Source organism: Dactylosporangium vinaceum (assembly GCF_019904175.1).
GTDB lineage: Bacteria > Actinomycetota > Actinomycetes > Mycobacteriales > Micromonosporaceae > Dactylosporangium > Dactylosporangium vinaceum.
Window position 1 is genome coordinate 1,217,321 of the sequence record NZ_CP061913.1, and the last position, 18,249, is coordinate 1,235,569.

Annotated in this window: 13 protein-coding genes; 10 read left to right on the plus strand and 3 right to left on the minus strand. The window is 69.1% G+C overall.

What is annotated here, in order from left to right:
- Positions 1-20: 20 nt before the first annotated feature.
- Complete coding sequence (locus Dvina_RS05580) at positions 21-1,154, minus strand: glycosyltransferase (RefSeq protein WP_223101273.1); 1,134 nt, start codon at positions 1,152-1,154, stop codon at positions 21-23.
- On the minus strand, positions 1,142-2,296 hold the full coding sequence (locus Dvina_RS05585; protein ID WP_223101274.1) for a glycosyltransferase: 1,155 nt from the start codon (positions 2,294-2,296) through the stop codon (positions 1,142-1,144). Before Dvina_RS05585 ends, Dvina_RS05580 begins: the two co-directional genes overlap by 13 nt.
- Before the next feature lie 597 nt (positions 2,297-2,893).
- On the opposite strand from Dvina_RS05585, the gene Dvina_RS05590 reads away from it, so the two are divergent.
- The gene (locus Dvina_RS05590; protein ID WP_246656050.1) at positions 2,894-4,357 is read left to right on the plus strand and encodes a sugar transferase; all 1,464 of its coding nucleotides are present in this window, start codon (positions 2,894-2,896) and stop codon (positions 4,355-4,357) included.
- A gap of 479 nt (positions 4,358-4,836) precedes the next feature.
- On the opposite strand, the gene Dvina_RS05595 is transcribed toward Dvina_RS05590, so the two are convergent.
- Complete coding sequence (locus tag Dvina_RS05595) at positions 4,837-5,577, minus strand: polyprenol monophosphomannose synthase (RefSeq protein ID WP_223101275.1); 741 nt, start codon at positions 5,575-5,577, stop codon at positions 4,837-4,839.
- A 251-nt stretch (positions 5,578-5,828) separates the two neighbouring features.
- Here Dvina_RS05595 and Dvina_RS05600 point away from each other — a divergent pair, with 251 nt between their 5' ends.
- The 9 genes from Dvina_RS05600 (at position 5,829) to Dvina_RS05640 (ending at position 18,228) form a co-directional block, all read left to right on the plus strand.
- Positions 5,829-6,977, plus strand: coding sequence for a toll/interleukin-1 receptor domain-containing protein (locus Dvina_RS05600; RefSeq protein WP_223101276.1), 1,149 nt, complete (start codon positions 5,829-5,831; stop codon positions 6,975-6,977).
- On the plus strand, positions 6,974-9,229 hold the full coding sequence (locus tag Dvina_RS05605; protein WP_223101277.1) for a hypothetical protein: 2,256 nt from the start codon (positions 6,974-6,976) through the stop codon (positions 9,227-9,229). The genes Dvina_RS05600 and Dvina_RS05605 overlap by 4 nt, the downstream gene beginning before the upstream one ends.
- Position 9,230: 1 nt before the next feature.
- Positions 9,231-10,985 (plus strand): hypothetical protein, encoded by a 1,755-nt coding sequence (locus Dvina_RS05610; protein WP_223101278.1) that lies wholly within the window; start codon positions 9,231-9,233, stop codon positions 10,983-10,985.
- A gap of 133 nt (positions 10,986-11,118) precedes the next feature.
- Positions 11,119-11,886 (plus strand): hypothetical protein, encoded by a 768-nt coding sequence (locus Dvina_RS05615; protein ID WP_223101279.1) that lies wholly within the window; start codon positions 11,119-11,121, stop codon positions 11,884-11,886.
- A complete protein-coding gene (locus tag Dvina_RS05620; protein ID WP_223101280.1) occupies positions 11,876-13,363 on the plus strand; it encodes a DUF4407 domain-containing protein in 1,488 nt (495 codons plus the stop codon). Before Dvina_RS05615 ends, Dvina_RS05620 begins: the two co-directional genes overlap by 11 nt.
- The gene (locus tag Dvina_RS05625; RefSeq protein WP_223101281.1) at positions 13,363-14,124 is read left to right on the plus strand and encodes a vWA domain-containing protein; all 762 of its coding nucleotides are present in this window, start codon (positions 13,363-13,365) and stop codon (positions 14,122-14,124) included. The genes Dvina_RS05620 and Dvina_RS05625 overlap by 1 nt, the downstream gene beginning before the upstream one ends.
- Entirely contained in the window at positions 14,121-15,158 is a 1,038-nt protein-coding gene (locus tag Dvina_RS05630) for a protein phosphatase 2C domain-containing protein (RefSeq protein ID WP_223101282.1), read from the plus strand. The genes Dvina_RS05625 and Dvina_RS05630 overlap by 4 nt, the downstream gene beginning before the upstream one ends.
- On the plus strand, positions 15,146-16,273 hold the full coding sequence (locus Dvina_RS05635) for a hypothetical protein (RefSeq protein WP_223101283.1): 1,128 nt from the start codon (positions 15,146-15,148) through the stop codon (positions 16,271-16,273). The genes Dvina_RS05630 and Dvina_RS05635 overlap by 13 nt, the downstream gene beginning before the upstream one ends.
- Positions 16,273-18,228: an FHA domain-containing protein gene (locus tag Dvina_RS05640; protein WP_223101284.1), complete on the plus strand. Its 1,956-nt coding sequence runs from the start codon at positions 16,273-16,275 to the stop codon at positions 18,226-18,228. The genes Dvina_RS05635 and Dvina_RS05640 overlap by 1 nt, the downstream gene beginning before the upstream one ends.
- Positions 18,229-18,249 lie beyond the last annotated feature (21 nt).

Genomic DNA, 18,249 nt, shown 5'->3' on the forward strand with positions numbered 1-18,249 from the left:
GCGGCATTGACCGGCTGCGGTTAGGCGGGAGCGCTGTCGAATACGGCGGCGGACCACGCGGGCCATCGGTTCGGCCAGGTCCGCTCGCGAGCCCAGGCAACAGCCGGAGTCGCGTGCTGAGTCGTCGAGTATGCGGCGACGACAGCAGCCGCGAAGTCACCGGCGGTGCCGGCGGTCCAGGTCCCGGGTGGAGCGTCGGCATCGGATGCGGCATCCCCGGTCGTGCGCACGATCGGGCGCCCACGGGCGGCATAGTCCGCCAGCTTCATCGAGGACTGGCCGTGGGTATAGGCAATGCGGTGCGGTACAACGGCGACATCGGCGGCGTCCAGCGCCGGGCCGAGCTCGGACCTGCTCACCACGCCGTGCCAGCGAACCTGGGCGGAGTAGCGGCTCAGCAGGTTCACCAGCTCGGGCGCCGGCTCGGTACGGTAACCGGGATACCGGCACTCGCCGTACAGGTCCAGCTGCCAGCCGGGCAGGAGAGTCAGCACCGCGCCCATGAGTTCGGCATCGAAGCGATGCGTCAACGTGCCGGCGTAAACCAGCCGCCGACCGAACGGACGTGGGTGCGGCGTGTGCTGAACCAGGTCAGCCGGAGTGCCGTTGGGGACAAGGACGGTGTCGCGGCCGTCGAACAGCGCCTCCAGCGCTGGGTTGGCGATGATGACGACGTCAGCCTCCGCGGCAACGCGTCGATAGAGCGTGCGAACATGCGACCGCTCCTCACCGAGCAGTGCGTTCCAGTCATCGGCTGCGTCGAAGATGCGCCGGGCCGGCAGACCGGCAACCGCCGGCCACTGCCAGGGCAGGTTGACAACCACCGCCGTTTGACCGTCTTCCTGGGTGATCAGCCGGCGCAGCTGTCGACCCAGCAGCGCGTTGTCGGCCGCAGCGGCCAAGGGGTGACGGTGACCGGGCACGAACGTGGAGCGTTCGACGACGACCGGCCCGGTGGAGGCTGACCTATGCCGGCTGATGCCCAGCCTCCGGAGCCAGGCCGGTGCGGTGGCTGGGCGAAGGGCGCGTACGTCGTTCGGTGCCTCGACGAAGGTTACGGCGACGTCGTGTCCGATCGCCTCGTCGGCCAGAGCGTGCTCGCGCCGGATCGACGGTAGCCACGGACTCTTCGCAACCATGATCAATTGGCGCATGCGCCGTGCTTCGCCGTGCTGGTGGCGATGAGATCCGCGAGCGTCTCACGCAGCGCGAGGGCGCATATGGACCAGCGCACCGTGGCGCCGTGACGCGCTGCGGCCTCGGCCATACATGTCCGCCGCTCGCCCTCGGCCAGCTTGACGAGCGCCTCAGCCGCCGCCGCTGGGTCGCGGGCCACGGCAAAGCCGGTCACACGCGGACGTATGGTTTCGGGCAGTCCGCCTTCCGCCGCCACGACCACCGGGCTGCCGCAGGCCTGTGCCTCGAGACTGGCCAGCCCGAGCGGCTCGGCCGCGGCCAGGTACAGGGTTGCGTAGGCATCCTGGTACAGCATCACCAGTTCCTTGTCGCTGATTCCGATGCGGATTTCCAGCTGGACGCCAGAGGCCGCAGCCAGCGCCCGGAGCCGCCGCTCCTCGGCGGCGTTCCCCCGGTGCGCGACGATGACCAACGGCAGTGGCAACTGGCTGCGCGCGGCGGCCTGGACGACGAGGTCGTGGCCCTTGGTCGGGATGAGCGCTCCGACCGAGAGCAGGTGGCGCGGCTGCGCTCCCGGCTGCGGGACCATGAATGCTGGTACACCGCACGGCACCACGACCGCGCCGCGTCCATAGGCCGCCTGGATCCGTTCAGCGGTGTATTGCGAGTTGGTCGCCAGCGCGTCGGCGGCGGCGACGGCCGCCCGGTCAAGGCGTCTTTCCCAAGCCCGGAGGGGGGCATACAGCTCGCGAGTGCCTCGACGCAGTGTGGCTCGCAAGTGTGGCTCGTAGTCGATGCGGCGAGGCTCGTCGCAGTAGCGCAGAACCGGCACGGGCAGCGGCCCGCACGGCAATGCACCGCGAAGCGCCGAGTCAGGGTTCGCGTACACGACATCGGCGCCGCAGCGGCGGGTGAGCTCGCCGATCTTCGTCCACGCGGCCGCAAGACGCTGTAAATCCAGATGGCGGAACGCGGGCCGGGTGAGCGCCGGCCGATGCTGCGCCCTCGGCTCGAACGGGATCACGTATGGCCGCGCGGTCACGGGCTCGGCGAAGCTCGTCGTCACTTCCACGACGTCCGCGTCGAGGGCGGCGACCTGCTGGGCCAGTCGGCGATGCGCCCCGCCACCGATCAGATTGTGGATGACGGCAACTCTCACGCCGGCGCCTCCCCGTGTCCCGGAATTCGGCGCCGTCCCGCCGTGTGGTCCGCCGAATGGCGGCAGTGCCGATACGGCGCCGCCGAGTTGTGTTGGCGACCAGATTTCATATCAGCGCGGAGGCGGTGGCTGGTCGCGGGGCCGCCGCCCATCGTGACATCACACCAAAATGTCACGGCGACGACAATCGAATGGGATTGTCGGTCAAGTCAGAGTCCTGGTGATCCAACGGAAGCTCGGTTTCCTGCTTGTTCTGAAGTGAGTCTTAATTCGACCGAAGGGAATGGATCGGGCGACGTTGTCACGTCGCGGAGCCCCATCGACATCAAAGCCTGCCCAACCGGCGCCCGGATGTCATCGGTCGTTTAGGCGACCCCCATTCGGGTCGACTCTACGTACCTACCTGCGGTAAAGCTCGCGTAAAGAACTCGAAACAATTGATCGCGCCCAGCGTGGAGCTCCCAGGAAACTGTGAAAAGCGTCTCTTTTCAGACGTGAATGCCTTTCGTGCTAATCCTATCGGGCGCTCAGCCGATGCGCTTTGCCGGTGTATTTCCGCCGAGCTTGAGCAGTAGTGTTCGCACATCGCAGTGCGCAATGAAAGGCATCGCCATGAAGCCGGCTAGCGAATCGACATTTATCGATCAAAGACCTGATATTCGACAGTCGGCGGCGATCCTGCAGCGCGCCCCTCGCCTGACTGCCGCGCCTGCGAAACTCGCACCAAGCCGGCTCGCGTGGGCTCGTGCGTGGATGCTCATCCTACCGATCGACCTGGTTGCCCTTACAGGTCCGATGCTGTCCGATCTCATGTATGTACGAGCGCTCGCTGTCATGGCGACGCTCACCGTAGCGCTGCTGGCCAGTGGCGGGTTCTACCGTCCGCGGCTGCATCTGTCGCTGCTCGACGAGCTGCCGGGGTTGGCGGCGCGGCCGCTGGTCGCGGCCGGCCTGGTCGCGTGCGTCGTGGCGATGCGGCATGAGCACCGCAGCGTCGACGGGTTCATGCGCGTCGCGGCCGTGACGGCGGTTGCGCTGATAGCCGGGCGGGCCTGCAGCACCTGGGCCCTGAGTCAGGGGCGCCGGCGCAGCCTGGTCGTGCACCCGTCCATCCTGATCGGTGGCGGTCCACTCGCGGCCGAACTGTCGGCAATCCTCGATCGACGCTCCAGCTACGGGCTGAAGCTGGCTGGATATGTCGATGCTTCTGAACGGCCGGAGGCGCGGCGGGCCGGGCTCGTTCGCCTCGGGACGCCCGACGAGCTGATGGCGGTCTTGCGCGAAGGTGGCATCGAGGTGGTGATCATCGCCGATCCCGACACCACCGAGGACCGCGTCGCAGCCCTGCTGCGCGAGGTCATGCTGGACACCTACGACATCCTCATCGTGCCGAAGATGCCGCAGTTCCAAACCCTGGTCTCCGCTCCTGACCACATCGGTGCGATACCCGTCATGCGGATCCAGCCGCCCCGAGTCGCGGGCTGGCGCTGGAAGCTCAAGCGGATTGTGGACGTTGTGGTCAGCGCTACGGCGCTGGTGTTGCTCAGCCCGGTGCTCGCCGCCTGCGCCGTGGCCGTCGCTGTCGATGGGCCCGGCGGCATCCTTTTTCGTCAGCAACGAGTCGGCCGGGAAGGGAGGCTGTTCGACGTGTTGAAATTTCGCAGCATGCGGCCGGCTGACGAGACCGAGTCGAGGACCCAGTGGTCGATCGCGGCCGACCCGCGAGTCTCTCGGATCGGACGATTTCTGCGCCGTACATCGTTGGACGAGCTGCCGCAGCTGTGGAACATTCTGCGTGGCGACATGACGCTTGTCGGCCCCCGGCCGGAGCGCCCGCACTTCGTCGAGCAGTTCTCGGCCGAGCACGATCTTTACGCCTGGCGCCACCGTGTGCCGGCCGGTTTGACCGGACTGGCTCAGGTCAGTGGCCTGCGTGGTGACACGTCCATCGCGGACCGGGCGCGATTCGACAACTACTACATCGAGAACTGGTCGCTGTGGCTCGACCTGAAGGTTGTGCTCCGCACCCTGCGGGAGGTCATCTCGGCCGCCGGCCGATGATGCGCCACTGATGCTCGAAATGTGATCATGCGGCAAGCGTCGTTCGGGACACCACGCCCCGCGGTATGCCTCCGGTCCGCCCGACGGGCCGGGCACGGGGATATGTGAGCAGGCTCACCATGACTCAGTCCGTCGGCTGCGGGCAACGAGGGAGCCACTGGTCGCGTGATGGTCGACCGAACGGTGCCGGGCGTGATGGGATGCCTGACCGGGCCGGATCCGGGTGAACACGGTGAACCCGGCTCGAGGAGCCACGCACTGTGCGACCGGCGTGGCGCCGCTACGAGTGCGGCTCTCCGCGTGAATCATTCGGGCTCGCGTTTGCGGTTGTTCGCACGGCTGGCGCCCCCGGTGGGAGTGCTCAGTTGCCACCCCGCGGTCCCTGAAGGTTGGCGGGCGCCATGGGGTGGCTCGCTCGCGGCTCCACTGCTCGCCCCACAGTCCCTACTCCGGGCCGTAGAGTTTGCGCGGGTTTGGCATTACTTGCCGGATTTGCCGCTGAAGAGCAGGCGCCACGGCATCAGGGCCGACTCGACCTGGACCTTGAGGCTCATCTTGGACGTGCCGGCGCTGCGCTCGTCGAAGCGGATCGGGACCTCGACGATGCGCATCCCGCGCGCGACCGTCCGGTAATTCATCTCGACCTGGAACGAGTAGCCGTTGCTGCGGATCGACTGCGCGTCGATGCGGCGCAGGGTCTCGGCCCGCCACGCTTTGAAGCCGGCCGTGACGTCCTTCACGTGCAGGCGCAGGATCGTGTTGACGTAGAAGTTGGCCCACGCCGACAGCGCCCGCCGGTGCCACGGCCACTCGCCGGCCACGGAGCCGCCCTCGACGTAGCGGGAGCCCAGGACGACTGCCGCGTCGGTGTTGCGCAGCGCGTCGAGCATCGCGGGGATGGCCGAGGCCGGGTGGGACAGGTCCGCGTCCATCTGGATGACGACGTCGGCGCCCTCGTCGAGCGCCTGGGTGATCCCGGCGATGTAGGCCCGGCCGAGGCCGTCCTTCGCGGTCCGATGCAGCACGCCGATCGTCTCGGGCGACTCGGCCGCCGCCTTGTCGGCCACGTCCCCGGTGCCGTCGGGCGAGTTGTCGTCGACGACGAGCACGTGGAGGTACGGCAGGTTGAGCTCGGCCAGCGTGCCGAGCAGCTTCGGCAGGTTCTCCCGCTCGTTGTAGGTCGGAACGACGACTGTGACCTTCGACAGTTCGCTACCCACTGGTCGATCTCCTTATGCGCAGCGTTGATGCGCGATCCGATGGTGGTCTCCGGCCGGGCCACACCTTATCGGACGCCGAGCGGTCTATCGGCAACGCTACAGGTGACGTATCGATCGGACAAAAGCAACAGCGACCACGCCGCTCGGCGACCGGATTTGCACCCCGCATTTCATCGCTTTCCGGCGTTTGTCGTCACGTTGAGTGACGCCGTTTGGGGCGCGTGTCCGGTTTGCTGTCCGTCAGAGCTGCTGTGGGACGGGCAGTCCGTCGCCCGTCCGGCCGCAGGGAGGGCCGAGCCTCGATGACCAGGGTTTTTATCAGCTACCGCGCCGACGACGACAGCTTCGCGACAGTACACCTCGATCAACGCCTGGCCGCCCGGTTCGGCGCCGGCAATGTCTTCCGGGATAGCCGCCACCTGCGGCCGGGCGCGGACTTCGAGCCCAAGCTGTGGCGCAACCTCGCCGGTTCATCTGTAGTCGTCGCCGTGATCGGTCCGCGCTGGCTCACCGGCGGCGGCACTGACAACCGGCTGCTGCGCCCGGCCGACTTCGTCCGGCGGGAGCTGGAGTTCGCGCTCGAGCTCCGGCTGCCGATCGTGCCGCTTCTGCTCGGCGACGTCGCCATGCCGGCCGCGCGGGACCTGCCGGAGTCACTGCGCAACCTGGTCAACCACCAGTTCCGGCGGCTGCATCCGCGCAACGCCGAAGCCACCGTCCAACAGTTCGTTGATGAGCTTGACGACGCGTACGGCGACCAGCCGCCGACCCGTCCCGGCACGGTCGCCGTCGTGCTGGCGAGCGCCCCTCCTCCGGCCGGCCTTTCGAACCTCGTGCGGAAAGCCACGGCGGACTCCGGGCTCGCGGCGGCTCTGGTCGAGCAGACGGCGGTCGGAGTCCACGTCATCCAGCCGGACGGGGCGAAAGCGGCGGCCATGGCGGGCGACTTCGTGCGCGTGCTCACCGACGCGCTGCACGGCCAGCCGGACCTGGGCCGCCTTCGCGTGGCCCTGCATTTCGGCGACGTCGCGCCGACCCCGGACGACACTGTGCTCGCCGCCCGCCACCTCGCGAATGAGCCGCTGCTCGACGACGTCCTACGGGCGACGCCGGGCGCGCGGATCGCCCTTATCGCGAGCGATGACTTCTACCAGACCGCCGTGCGTCCAGGGCGGCACGGCGTGGACCGGTCGGCATTCGCCCGCGTCCACATCGCCGGGCGGGACGCCTGGGTGCAGGCGCCGGGCTTTCCCCATCCGCGCGGCCTGCACGCCGCGTCGGAGCCGTCGGCCCCGCCGGTGGCAACCGGTGTCACCAACAACGTGGAAACCGTCCACGGTGACCTCGTCATGGGCGACAAGATCGGCCATGACAAGAACGTGTACAGGAGTGGCCGGTGACCGCGCCGGCCACGACCACGACCGTGTCGGCTGCCACGCCCGGCAGTGCCGGGACCGGGAGTGCGGCGACGTCGACCACACCGGGTGACTCGGGCGTGCCGGCCGCCCCGGGCGGCGACGGTGCAGCCGGTGGTTCGTGGGACCAGGCCGGCCGGGCCGTGTCCGACCGAGGCGCCGGCACCGCCCGTAACGAGCACTGGAAGAGCGCGGCCAGGATTCACGGAGTGCAGGGCGATCAGGTCCATGGCGACAAGGTCGGCCGCGACAAGATCGTCCTGAACCTGGCCGATAAGACAGTCGACGTGTTCGAGTTGCCGATTGAGCTGCTGGAGCCGGTGCGCAATGCGTTTGTCAACCCAGACCGCTGGATCGAGCTGTCAGGGCGGTTCGCCGACAAGCGCACAGCGATCGTGCGCGGCCGGACCGGCCGGGGCAAGGACGCGGCCGCGATCCGGTTGCTCATCGCCGAGGTCGAGACGATCTATCTTCTCGATCCGGCCACTGACATCACGCATCTGGCCGGCTCGATCACCCGCCGCACGGAAGAGCACGGCCGGGCCGACCGCGGCATCGGATTCCTGCTCTGCCAGCCGAAGGGTGCGGCCCACCTCGGGGGTTGGTCGTTCCACGCGCTGGAAAACGCGCTGAGTGCGGCCAACGCGCGGCTGGTTGTCACTCTTTCCCCTGACATCGTGCTGGCCGACGACGGACTCGAACCATATGTCCTGGATCTGGGCGACAACCCGGTGCCGCACCGCAAGATCGTCTTGAGCCATCTCCGCTGGCAGTGCAGCGACCAGGAGACCTTCGAGCGCCTCTCCTCGGACGCGGTCGTCGACGAGCTGATCGTGGAGCTGGAGCACGGGGCGCAGAGCTGTCAAGCCGCGGCGGACCTGGCCCGGCTGATCATCGACGAGCACGACGAGGGTGCGGTCAACGCCGCGCGAGTGCATGAGCGCCGCCGCAGGCATCAGGACCACGCGTTCGATCAGTGGTTCGACCGGCTGCGCGCGGCCGACGAGCGCAGTTTCGCCATCGCGTTGGCCGTGCTCGACGGGCTGCCGTACGAGGACGTCGCGGCGGCCGCCCGCATGCTGCGCACCCGGCTCGAGGTGAGCCAGCAGGTGGTGTTGACCGGTGGGGACAAACCCGAGCTACGGGTCGTGCGGCGCGAGCTGATGCCGAACCCCGTCGGTCGGCTGCTCGACACACTACGGGCCGCCGAGCGGGACGAGGTCGCCCGCTACGAGTACGGCACGGTACCGGTGCACGTGGTGGCATACCGCGACGGCTCGTATCCGCTCAAGGTCATCGAACGGGTGTGGCGGGGGTATCAGATCCAGCCGACGCTGCTCGGCTGGCTGCACGACCTCATCCGCGGCCGGTCCGACCGGGTGCGGTTCTACGCAGCGAGCACGCTCGGCGTTCTCTGCCGCTATTCGTTCGACTACGTCTGGACCAACTGGCTCGCTGGATGGGCCGACCACGAAGACCATCGGATACGGGAGGCGGTCGCCTATGCGCTGCGCGAGCCCGCCGCCGACGCGAAGCTGGTGCCGAGCGTGAACATGGTGGTCGGCGCCTGTTATGGCGACGTGAGCTCGCCGCTGAGCCAGGCCACCGCCGCGCGGGCATTCGGGGTATGCGTGGGCCAGCCCGATGCGACGGCCGCGATCGACCGGCTGGGGCGGCTGGCCACCATCGACGACTACGACATCGCTGTCGCCATCGGTGACGGGCTGGCCGACCTGATCCTCTCGGACGCCGACCGGATGGCGCCCACTGTGTGCGCGGCGCTTGTCGAGTGGTTCGGCGACAAAAGCCGCACTCGCTCGGCTGAGCTCGCCTTCCTCATGCTGGCCAGCACGCTTGTCAGCTGGGACCGTGACGAGTCGGATGGGCCCGAGGTGCAGTGGCCGCTGCTGCTGCGCCTGGCCGACACGCTCCAGGACCTGCAGGGCCCGCTACGCGCGCTCTGGCGGCACCTGATCAGCAACAGCGTCCTGCACGACGAGGCGAACGCCGTGCTCACCGGATGGGCCGCGCTCGCCGAGAACAACCGGCCGCAGCTGCTGGCGCTGCTCCGGCTGATCCGGTCGGTCGTCCGGGAGCCGGCTCCGGATCCGCGCAGCCGCCGGAACCTGGCCCGGCTGGTCAAGACATGGACCGAACCACGCAACCTCAACCCACTGCCGAACGCCCAGCGGGCCATGACGGCGCTGCTCGACAAGCTCGAACGGGAAGGATCCTGAGATGACGCAGCCGATTCCGCTGATCAAGCACTCTGAGCCGGTCAAGCGCATCGCGGTGACGGCCGGCAAGAGCCGCGAGCCGTTCATCGCGGTGGTCTATGCGACCCGGGACGGCGACCTTGAGGTGCTCGAGGGCGGCAAGCCGATGCGCTGGGGCGACCAGATGCTCACCAAGTACCGCACCCGGTATGAGGTCGACATCAGCGACCACCACCTGACGTTCGAGTTCAAGGACGATCTGCCCCTGCCGACCCAGGCCGACGTATATCACTTCCACGCGTCGGTAAGCGTCAGCTTTCGGGTGGCCGATCCGGCCGAGGTCATCCGGCGCAATGTGCAGGACGCGGTGCCGCTGGTCCGGGGCCACCTGCTCGGTGTGTGCCGACCGATCACCCGGATGTTCGCCATCGAGGAGGCCGAGGCGGCGGAGGCGGCGATCCGGGCCCGGTTCCGGCGCGACACGGTGATCCAGGGTGGTGTCTCGCTGTACGCGGTGGAGGTGCGGCTGTCGCTCGACGAGGCGGGCCGCAAGTACCTACAGGAGATCGAGCAGGCCGCGCGCGACGACAAGATGCATGCGGCCCGGCACGTGACCGACGTCAACGATCTCGAGCGCGAGGGCCGCCTCGACCTGCTCAAGCAGTCGCGCGACCACATGCTGCAGGAGCGCGAGCGGCTGATGCTCAATGGTCAGCCGCTGGATGCCATCTCGATGGTGCGGCTGCACCTGCAGCGCAATCCGCACGACACCGAGGGCGCCATGAAGATGATGGCCGCGCTGGAGCAGGCCCGCTTCGAGCACGAACAGACACAGACCGACCGGATGCAGCAGCTGCTCGGTGCGTTCGCCAAGGACGGACTGGTGAATCCGGCCGAGGTCTCGACGCTGGTGGAGGCGGTCGTCAAGCACATGGAGGGCTCCGCCGGCGCGATCCGGGCGAGCGCGACCGTCGGCACTCCCGCCACTGCGACGCCGTCGGCACCGCAGGCCCTCGGCTGGAACGAGTCCCTCGACGACATCCTCGGGCCCACACCAGCACCAACACCCATGGCCACACCCACTGCCACGGCCACGGTTCCGCCTCCTGCCGCGGCGGCCGAGCAGGGGCGGCCCGCCAACATCTCGCCCGTATACCTCCTGGTGGACGAGTCGCCCGGCGCCCACGCGCTGCCGGAGGGCCTGGACCGCGTCGTGGCCGATCTGATTGCCGACCTCGCAGCCCGGCCCCAGGTCGCCGCGGCTGTCCGGCTCGGCGTGCTGGGCTTCGCCGAGACCGTCGAGACCCGGATTCCACTCGGGCCCATCCCGCCCGGATCGGCCGATCCTGGCTTCACCACCCGCGAACCGGCCGATCACGCGGCACTCTTCGCGTATCTGCGCGACCACATTCCCGCGGACCTGGACGTGCTACGCGCGCAGCACCCGTCGGTGCGGCCGCCGGTGTTCGTCATGCTCTGTGCCGCCGATCCGCGCGATGATGCCTGGGAGGGCTGGCATCGGCGGCTCCTGGGCCAGGTCCGGCGGGCCGACATCGTCGTATTCGGGGTGGGCGCCGCTACCGCGGTGATCGCGGGGTTCGCGTCCTATCCGGAACTGGCCTTCCTCGCGCCCGGTGCGGACCCCGATCGCGCGACGGGGCTGTTTGCCGCGTTCCTGCACGACTACATCGTCGCGGTGGGCCAGTCGGCTCTGGACGGGACCGAGCCGCCGGTACCTGACGCCAAAGGCTTCCAGCCGGTGTCCGCTTCGCTCTGACGACGTCGGCCAATCGGCCGGAAGAGTGACTTCGCCTGTCTTGTTGGTCGCTTGTGTCCGATTCGGGGCCGGCGTCTGTCCGTCAGCCTCAGGACGTCAGCGAATCGAGCTCTCGCGGAGATGAGGAAATGCCGTGGCGGACCTGGAGCGAACCTCCGGCTTCGATGTCGTCCGCGTTGAGAAGACACGATTCCCGGTGGTCGAGTCGACAGCGCTGGAGCCGCTGCGGAGCCGGCTGTTCCGGCGCCCCAAGCGCAGCCTGGAGGACCTGCCGCAGCTCACCGAAGGCTCGGTCTTCGTGTTCCACACGAGCGACGGCTACGCCTCCGCGCCCGAGGGACCGAAGATGCTCGGCTCGGATGTCGTGGTGAGAGCCACGATGGTCTCCGTCGTGTCGATGCGGCAGCAGGAGGTGCAGGTCGTCGCCGCGCTGTCGCCGAGCACCTGGGGCACGCGGCTGGCGATGCGGGCGAGCTTCAACTGCCGGGTGATCGATCCGCTGCGCGTGCTGGAGGACGGGTGCTGGGACATCCGGCCCAGCCTGCGGGCGTACCTCCTCGAAGACCCGAAGCTGCTGATGCTGGGCGCGCGCGGCGATGTCGATCAGAACGACGACGTGGTGCGGCGGATCCTGGCTCGCACCTTCGCACGCAAGAAGCTCGAGCCGCCGCTCATTCCCGGCATGACCGTGCAGTTGATCGACGTCGATCTGAGCCTGCAGAGCGATGGCACCGTGCCGGGCCCACGCCGCTCGGCCGAGAGCAGCCATAACGGCTACGGCCACGGCAGCTACAGCGGTGGCGGCTACGGCAGCAACGATCAGGACTTCGGTGACAGCGGCCGGGACCGTTTCGACAGCGACCCGGGCCACGGACATCGGCGCGACCGGTATGACGACTGAGCTGGAGGAAGGAAAACCGACCATGGAACAGGGCGATTCGACGCCGCTGCGCCCGTCCGCGCCGGAGAGAGCCCGCTGGGGGCTCGGCCGGGTGCTGCGGCTGGCGACCGGCGTCCGCGAGGACGTTCTCGCCCTCGTGCCGAGCGAACGCGCGCGCTATACCTCGATGGGCGGAGTCGTCGCCGGCACAGCGATCATGGCCATGCTGTCCATGTCGGCCGCGCTCTACTTCATGTTCGGCGGGTTCGAGTGGTTCATCGTGGCCGCCGTGCCGGTGTGGGGCATGTTCATCATCAGCCTCGACCGCTGGCTGATGTCCTCGACGGCGATGGGCGACGGCGGCCGGGCCTGGCGAAAGCTTCTGCCACGGCTCGGGCTGTCGATCGCGCTCGGCGTGATCCTGGCCGAGCCACTGCTGCTGGGCATCTACAACACTGCGATCACCGAACGGGTGGGCAACGATCGGCAGCAGGCCATCGTGGCTCGCGGCAGCATGCTGCACAACTGCAACCCCGTGCCGGGCGCGCCCGAGCCGGGCGACTTCACGCCCGACGACCCGCGATGCAACGACTACCACCTCACCGTGCCCGGCGACTCGCCGACCGCCCTGCAGGGCAAGCTGGCCGATCTGGTCAAGCAGCGTGACGCGCTCAAAACGATCGCCGACGCTGACGCCGCGAAATACGCCGAGCTCAACGAGCTGGCCCGGCGCGAATGTAACGGCACCTCCGGCGCGGGCCTGACCGGCAAGGTCGGCGAGGGCCCGAACTGCAAGCGGCTGCGCGGCGAGGCGGACCAGTACCACCGCGATCATCAGATCGACGAGAACCAGGCCAAGCTGGCCGACCTCAACAAACAGATCACCGATGCCGGCGGCAGTCTCGGCGATGCCCGCAACGGTTACGCGTCAGTGCGGGACAAGGCGATCGAGACCGACCTGGCCGCGTTCAAGAGCCGGCAAGGCAACGTCGGCCTGCTGGAGCGGTTCCGGACGCTCGACGAGCTCGTGTCGGACAACAGCTATGTGAGCATCACGCAGTGGGCCATCCGGATCTTCTTCATCATCGTGGATGCGCTGCCGGTCATCCTCAAAGCGCTCAGCGGCACCACCGCCTACGACCGGCTCCTCGGCGAGCGGGTGCGTGAGCAGGAGCGAATCCAGAAGATGCGCTCCGACGAGGCGGTCGACCGCAGCTCCCGGTGGAGCGACGTCGTGCGCCACGACCAGGACCTGCAGCGTCGTCTGGAGCTCGAGCGACGCAGCCAGCAGGACCGCATCGAACGCGCCCAGATCGACGAGGACCGGGGGGAGCTGGTCGACGCGCTGGAAGCGCATCTGCTGCAGATGTCGATCGGTCCAGCCGGCCAGGGCCGTGGGCAGTCGTCCCAGGACTCGAACGTCTATGACACGACCGATTTCTCCGAGCAACCCACCGTCGTCCTCGACGACCGCCGACTGTACGGAGGGCAGCAGTAGTGTCGACGAACTACGCGCCCGACGGCGCCCGCATGTCCCGGGTCCGCACCTACTTGATCTACCTGGTGCTGGACACGTCGGAGTCAATGCGGCGGCCGTCGCGGGAGGCGCCACAGCACGGCAACGCGCAGGAGCACTTCCAGCGCCTGATTCCACAGATGATCAAGCAGCTCTCGCAACACCCGGTGATCCACAGTCAGGCCGCGGTCAGCGTGGTGGCGTTCAACGACGAGCCGGATGTCCTGCGGCCGATGACCGCGCTCAACCGGTCGGCCTCCATCTCGGTGCCGAGACTGGGCTACGGCACCGACTACGCGGCAGTGCTGCGGTTTCTCGGCACCCAGCACGCCAGCGATGCCCGGAAGGTCAAGCTCGATCGGGTGCAGGAGAACTACGCGGTCGAGGTGGCGGCGCCCTGGATCTTCTTCATCACCGACGGGAGGCCCGGCAACTCCGAGCGCTACCAGGAGCTGTCGGAGTGGATCGGCTATCGCGACGCCCTGGTGAACGAGCCGACCGGCGCGCGGATCGTCGCGATCGGCCTGCCCGGCGCCGACGGTGACACGCTCTACCGGCTCGCGACCGGCCAGCCCACAGGCGCTCGCAACGCGTTCATCGCCGAGCGCGGCAGCAACCTGCGGGAGCTGTCGCAGAGTGTGGTCCGCGCGATTGAGGCCAGTATCTCGACGTCGACAGGCACCGGTCTGCTGACCATCAACACGCCGGCCGGCATGCGTCGCATCGACGGGCTGACGTCGTGAGCCCGACGGGGGGTGTGATCCTGGCGTTTGCCGTCATGCTTGCGGCCGCGGTCGGATTCCTGGCGATGCGCCACATCCGGCGGCCGGAGAAGGTAACGGTCAAAGCCGGAGAGGGCGTGATCTCGACCCGCGGTGGCCGGCGGGTCCAGAGCGCTCCTCGACCGGACGCTCCGCCGCGGTTCGAGGGGCAGCCCGAGCCGCCGCGGCGGGAGCCGCGATTCAAGGGCCGCCAGGAAAAGGCACAGCCCGCGCCGCCCGCGGTGGCCGATCCCCAGCTCACCGGGCCGGTGGTTCTCGAGGCCGCCTGGTCGCAATCGGTGTTCCACGGAGCCCGGGACGATGGCGCCGGTTTCAAGGTCGCCGTGCGGGTGGCGACGGCCCGCGGACGCAGTCACGCCTACAACGGCGAGCCCGGGCAGGACGCGGCCGGCGTCGTCTGGTGTGAGCATCGTCGTTCAATCTTTCTGGTGGTGGCCGACGGTCTCGGCTCGAAGCCCGATTCGGGCCTGGTAGCCCACGGCCTGGTCGAAGAGGTGATTGGCCGCGCCGCCGAGCTGCAGGTATCCGAGAGTCCGACGGGCATGCTGGCGTCGGTCGTGACCGCCACGGAGCACTGGGTCCGTCAGAAGAGGCTTGACGGCGCCAGCACGCTCGCTGTAGCCGAGGTCCGCCTCGGCCGCGACGGGCACGAGGTGCTCACCTGGGGTATCGGTGACTCTGAGGCGTGGGTGCTCGCCGACGGCGCCTGGGAGCCGCTGCACCACGAGCGGCGAGCCGACGCAGAAAACATCACCCGGCATCTGCCCGGGCACCACGACATGCACCGATCGCGCCGACAGCTCCGCCGCAACAGCGTGATCACGGTGGCCAGCGACGGGTTCGCCAGTGCACTGGCCAAGGACTCCCCGCTGGCCCGAGAACTGGCCGACCAGTGGCGCAAACCCCCGGCCGCGCTGGACTTCCTGAGCCGGGTGAACTTCGAGGACCCCTACTTCAACGACGACAGGGCGGCAGTGGCGGTGTGGATTCGCTAACCAGATACTGGGTCGAGCTCGGCGAACTGGGCGAGCGGCGCCGGCTCCCGTGGGGCAACGCGGGAAATTCCACGATGTGGCAGTGCACGTTCGCCGGCTCGCGGTTCGTATTCAAGGAATACTCCGACGAGTTCCGCGCCTCGGCCGACCAGAACGCCCTCGGGCGGTTGATCGGCTGGCGTGACTCCCTGCCTGACCAGGATCGGGCGCACTTGGACCGGGTGGCCGCATGGCCGCGGTACCGGGTCCGGCACAACGGGACGCTGCTCGGCGTGCTCATGCCGTTCGCGCCGGCGAGGTTCTTCCGCGAGATGGCGCCGGACGGCGCGGTCCAGCCGAACGTCATCGCGAACCTGGTTCGGCGCACGATGGACGGCAACGTCATCCCCGGCGCGGTCGTCTTCGTCAAGACCAGCGCCATCGGGCACGCGGCCGACGTGCTGCTGTGGTTCCACAGGCAGAAGGTGCTCGTCAACGACGTGCGGGAGCTGAACATCCTGTGCGCCAAGGACGGCTCGGCCGTGCACTACGTCGACTGCGACGTGATGATCGGACCGTGGGGCCGCGTTGGGTCCCCGGCGGCGCCCGAATATCTTCAGGAGCTACTCCCGTCCGGTGAGCCGCCGTCCCCACGGATCGAGTTCGCCAAGCTCGCGTGGGTCGCAGTATGGATTCTGCTCGACGACTTCAGCCTGCGCGGCCCGCAGCAGGCGCAGCTCACCAGGATCATCGACGCCAAGGACGCCGAACTCATCTCGCAGACCGGCCTGATGGGTCCGATCGACATGGAGAACTGGCGGCGGATGGCCGGCCGCTGGATCCGCTGGACGGCGTCGGCGAAGGTCGGGCCGCCTCCGGGTGAACGGACCGTCATCACACCTACGCCGTATCTGAAGCCGACCAGGAAGATGCCCGACCCGCGGCCGGCGGACCGGAGCCGCTGGGTGCCGGAGCGGTTCAAGCAGCCTATGCCGGCCGTCACGATGCCGGCGGTTCCAGTGCCGGACGCGCCGCGCCGGAGCCACGGCGTGACCGTCCTCCTCGTCGCCGCGGCCGCGGTCGTGATGCTTGTCGGCCTGGCCGCACTCAACGTCCTGCTGCAGGGAGGTCGGTAATGAGCTCACTGGTGCTGATCGTCGAAGACGGCGACGAGCGCCGGCTGCCCGAGCAGGACCCGCACTACATGTGGATCGACCGCGGCGAGCTCAGGGTGTCGACCAACCCGCCCAGTCACAGCACCTGCATCGGCAACTTCGTGTCGGAGTTCGGTGTCTGGCGCTTCCACACCGGACCGGCGGAGTGCCCGCCGGAGCTGCGTATCAACGGCCGGCCGGTCGACGAGGACATCGAGCTTCCCGGCGACCGGGCCGAGGTGGCGCTCAGCGCCGACCCCTATAGCGAACCGCCGCCGGCCACCCCGCGGCCCCGCCGGCCGGCCAACGTCGAGACGGTGTCCGGCCGGCAGTATCTGATCGGCCCGCTCGGGTCGAACGCGCAGCTTGCGCTGGACGACCCCGCGGTGGTCGAAGATCATGCCCGCGTCGAGATCGACGACACGGGCGCCTGGTGGATCACCGCTCTCAACGGCGAGGTCTTCGTCGATGACGAGCCGGTCGCGTCGGCCAAGCTGGCGCCGGGAGCGCAGTATCGTATCGGGCAGCGGATGCTCACCGTGCCCAGTCCGCGCCGGCGTGGCCGCGGCCTGCCGGTCACCTGCGACGAGCTGAGCGCCAGGCACGGCCCGAACGTCTTCCTCGACAACGTCTCCCTGACCATTGCCGCCGGGGACTTCGCCGTCGTCCACGCCCGGGAGCCGCTCGGCGCGACGATGCTGCTCGGCCTCATCGCGGGGGTGTACCGGCCCGACCACGGTACCGTCCGGATCGGTGACTCGAGCCGGCGCGGCGGCCCGGGCGTCCGGTGGGTCCCGGCCAACGACGACCTGTACGACCTGCTGACCGTCGACGAGACGCTGGGCGGCGTAGGCGCCGACCGCCGTGCGGAGATCCTTTCCTGGGTCGGGCTCTCCCGTGACGGTGGCCGCCAGGTCCGTGCGCTCGATCCCGGCGAGCGCAAGCGGCTGGCCATTGCCCGCGAACTCGCCGAGCGGCCGGCGTTGCTGGTTGTCTTCGAGACGCCCGACTCGGCGCACTATGCGATAGGCGAGGACCGGGAGCTGATGTCGCGACTGGCGACGATCAGCGAGGACATCGGCTGCACGGTGCTGATGGCCGCACGCAGCCGGAACAACCTCGACCAGGCCCGCAAGGTCATCATCCTCGACCGGCGCGGCGGCCTGCGCTACGCCGGCCCGGCGGGCCGGCGAGCCGATCACCTGGCCGCCCTGGACGTCTTCGGGGAGGAGTCCGGCCCCGGCCGCAGCGACAGCGTGATCCAGCTGCCTGCGATGCGCCCGCGCGTCGGCACACCGGGCTACCTCGACGGCCTCGCGGGTGTCCTGCGGCAGCAGGCACTGCTCTATCGGTCGCGCGGCAACGGTCTGCACGCCCTCCTCGGCGCCCTTGCCGTCGCCGGTGCGGCCCTGGTGTTCGTCAGCTTCGGGCTGGCACGGCTCGAGATGGCTGTCGTCGCGGTCGCCATCGCGCTTGTCGCCGGCGGGACCGACCTCGTCACCGCCCGTCCCGTCCTGGCTCGTGAACGGCGGTCGGGAGTGAGTGCGGGCACGATCGTCACCGGCCGTTTGATTGTCCACGGCGGCGTCCTGTCCGCGGCGGCCGTGTTCCCGGCCACGGCGGCGGCGTGGGCCGACGCCGCCCTGCCCGCCGTGCCCGGTCTCTCGGCGTGGCTCTCGTGCTACCTGGCTTTGCTGCTGGCGATGCTACTGGCCCTGGCGGCCACGATGCTGGCGGCCGCGGCGTCGCCGCGGGAGCGGCTCGACTTCGCGGTCCTCGCCGGGGCCGCCGTGACTGCGGTGGCCACCGTGTTGCTCGCCTGGGTGCTGCTGGCCGCGAGCTGGCCGGTCAGCCTTCCGCTGCTGCTCGTGCTGTTCGTGTCGGCTGCCGTGGCGACGGCCGCGATGCTGGAGAACCGGCTGACCAGTCCCGGGTGAGCCGCCCGACGCGCTGAAGCC

Coding starts and splice junctions, on each gene's coding strand:
- Dvina_RS05580 (WP_223101273.1), bottom strand. CDS start 1,154: ATGCGCCAATTGATCATGGTTGCGAAGAGTCCGTGGCTACCGTCGATC.
- Dvina_RS05590 (WP_246656050.1), top strand. CDS start 2,894: ATGAAAGGCATCGCCATGAAGCCGGCTAGCGAATCGACATTTATCGAT.
- Dvina_RS05610 (WP_223101278.1), top strand. CDS start 9,231: ATGACGCAGCCGATTCCGCTGATCAAGCACTCTGAGCCGGTCAAGCGC.
- Dvina_RS05620 (WP_223101280.1), top strand. CDS start 11,876: ATGACGACTGAGCTGGAGGAAGGAAAACCGACCATGGAACAGGGCGAT.
- Dvina_RS05640 (WP_223101284.1), top strand. CDS start 16,273: ATGAGCTCACTGGTGCTGATCGTCGAAGACGGCGACGAGCGCCGGCTG.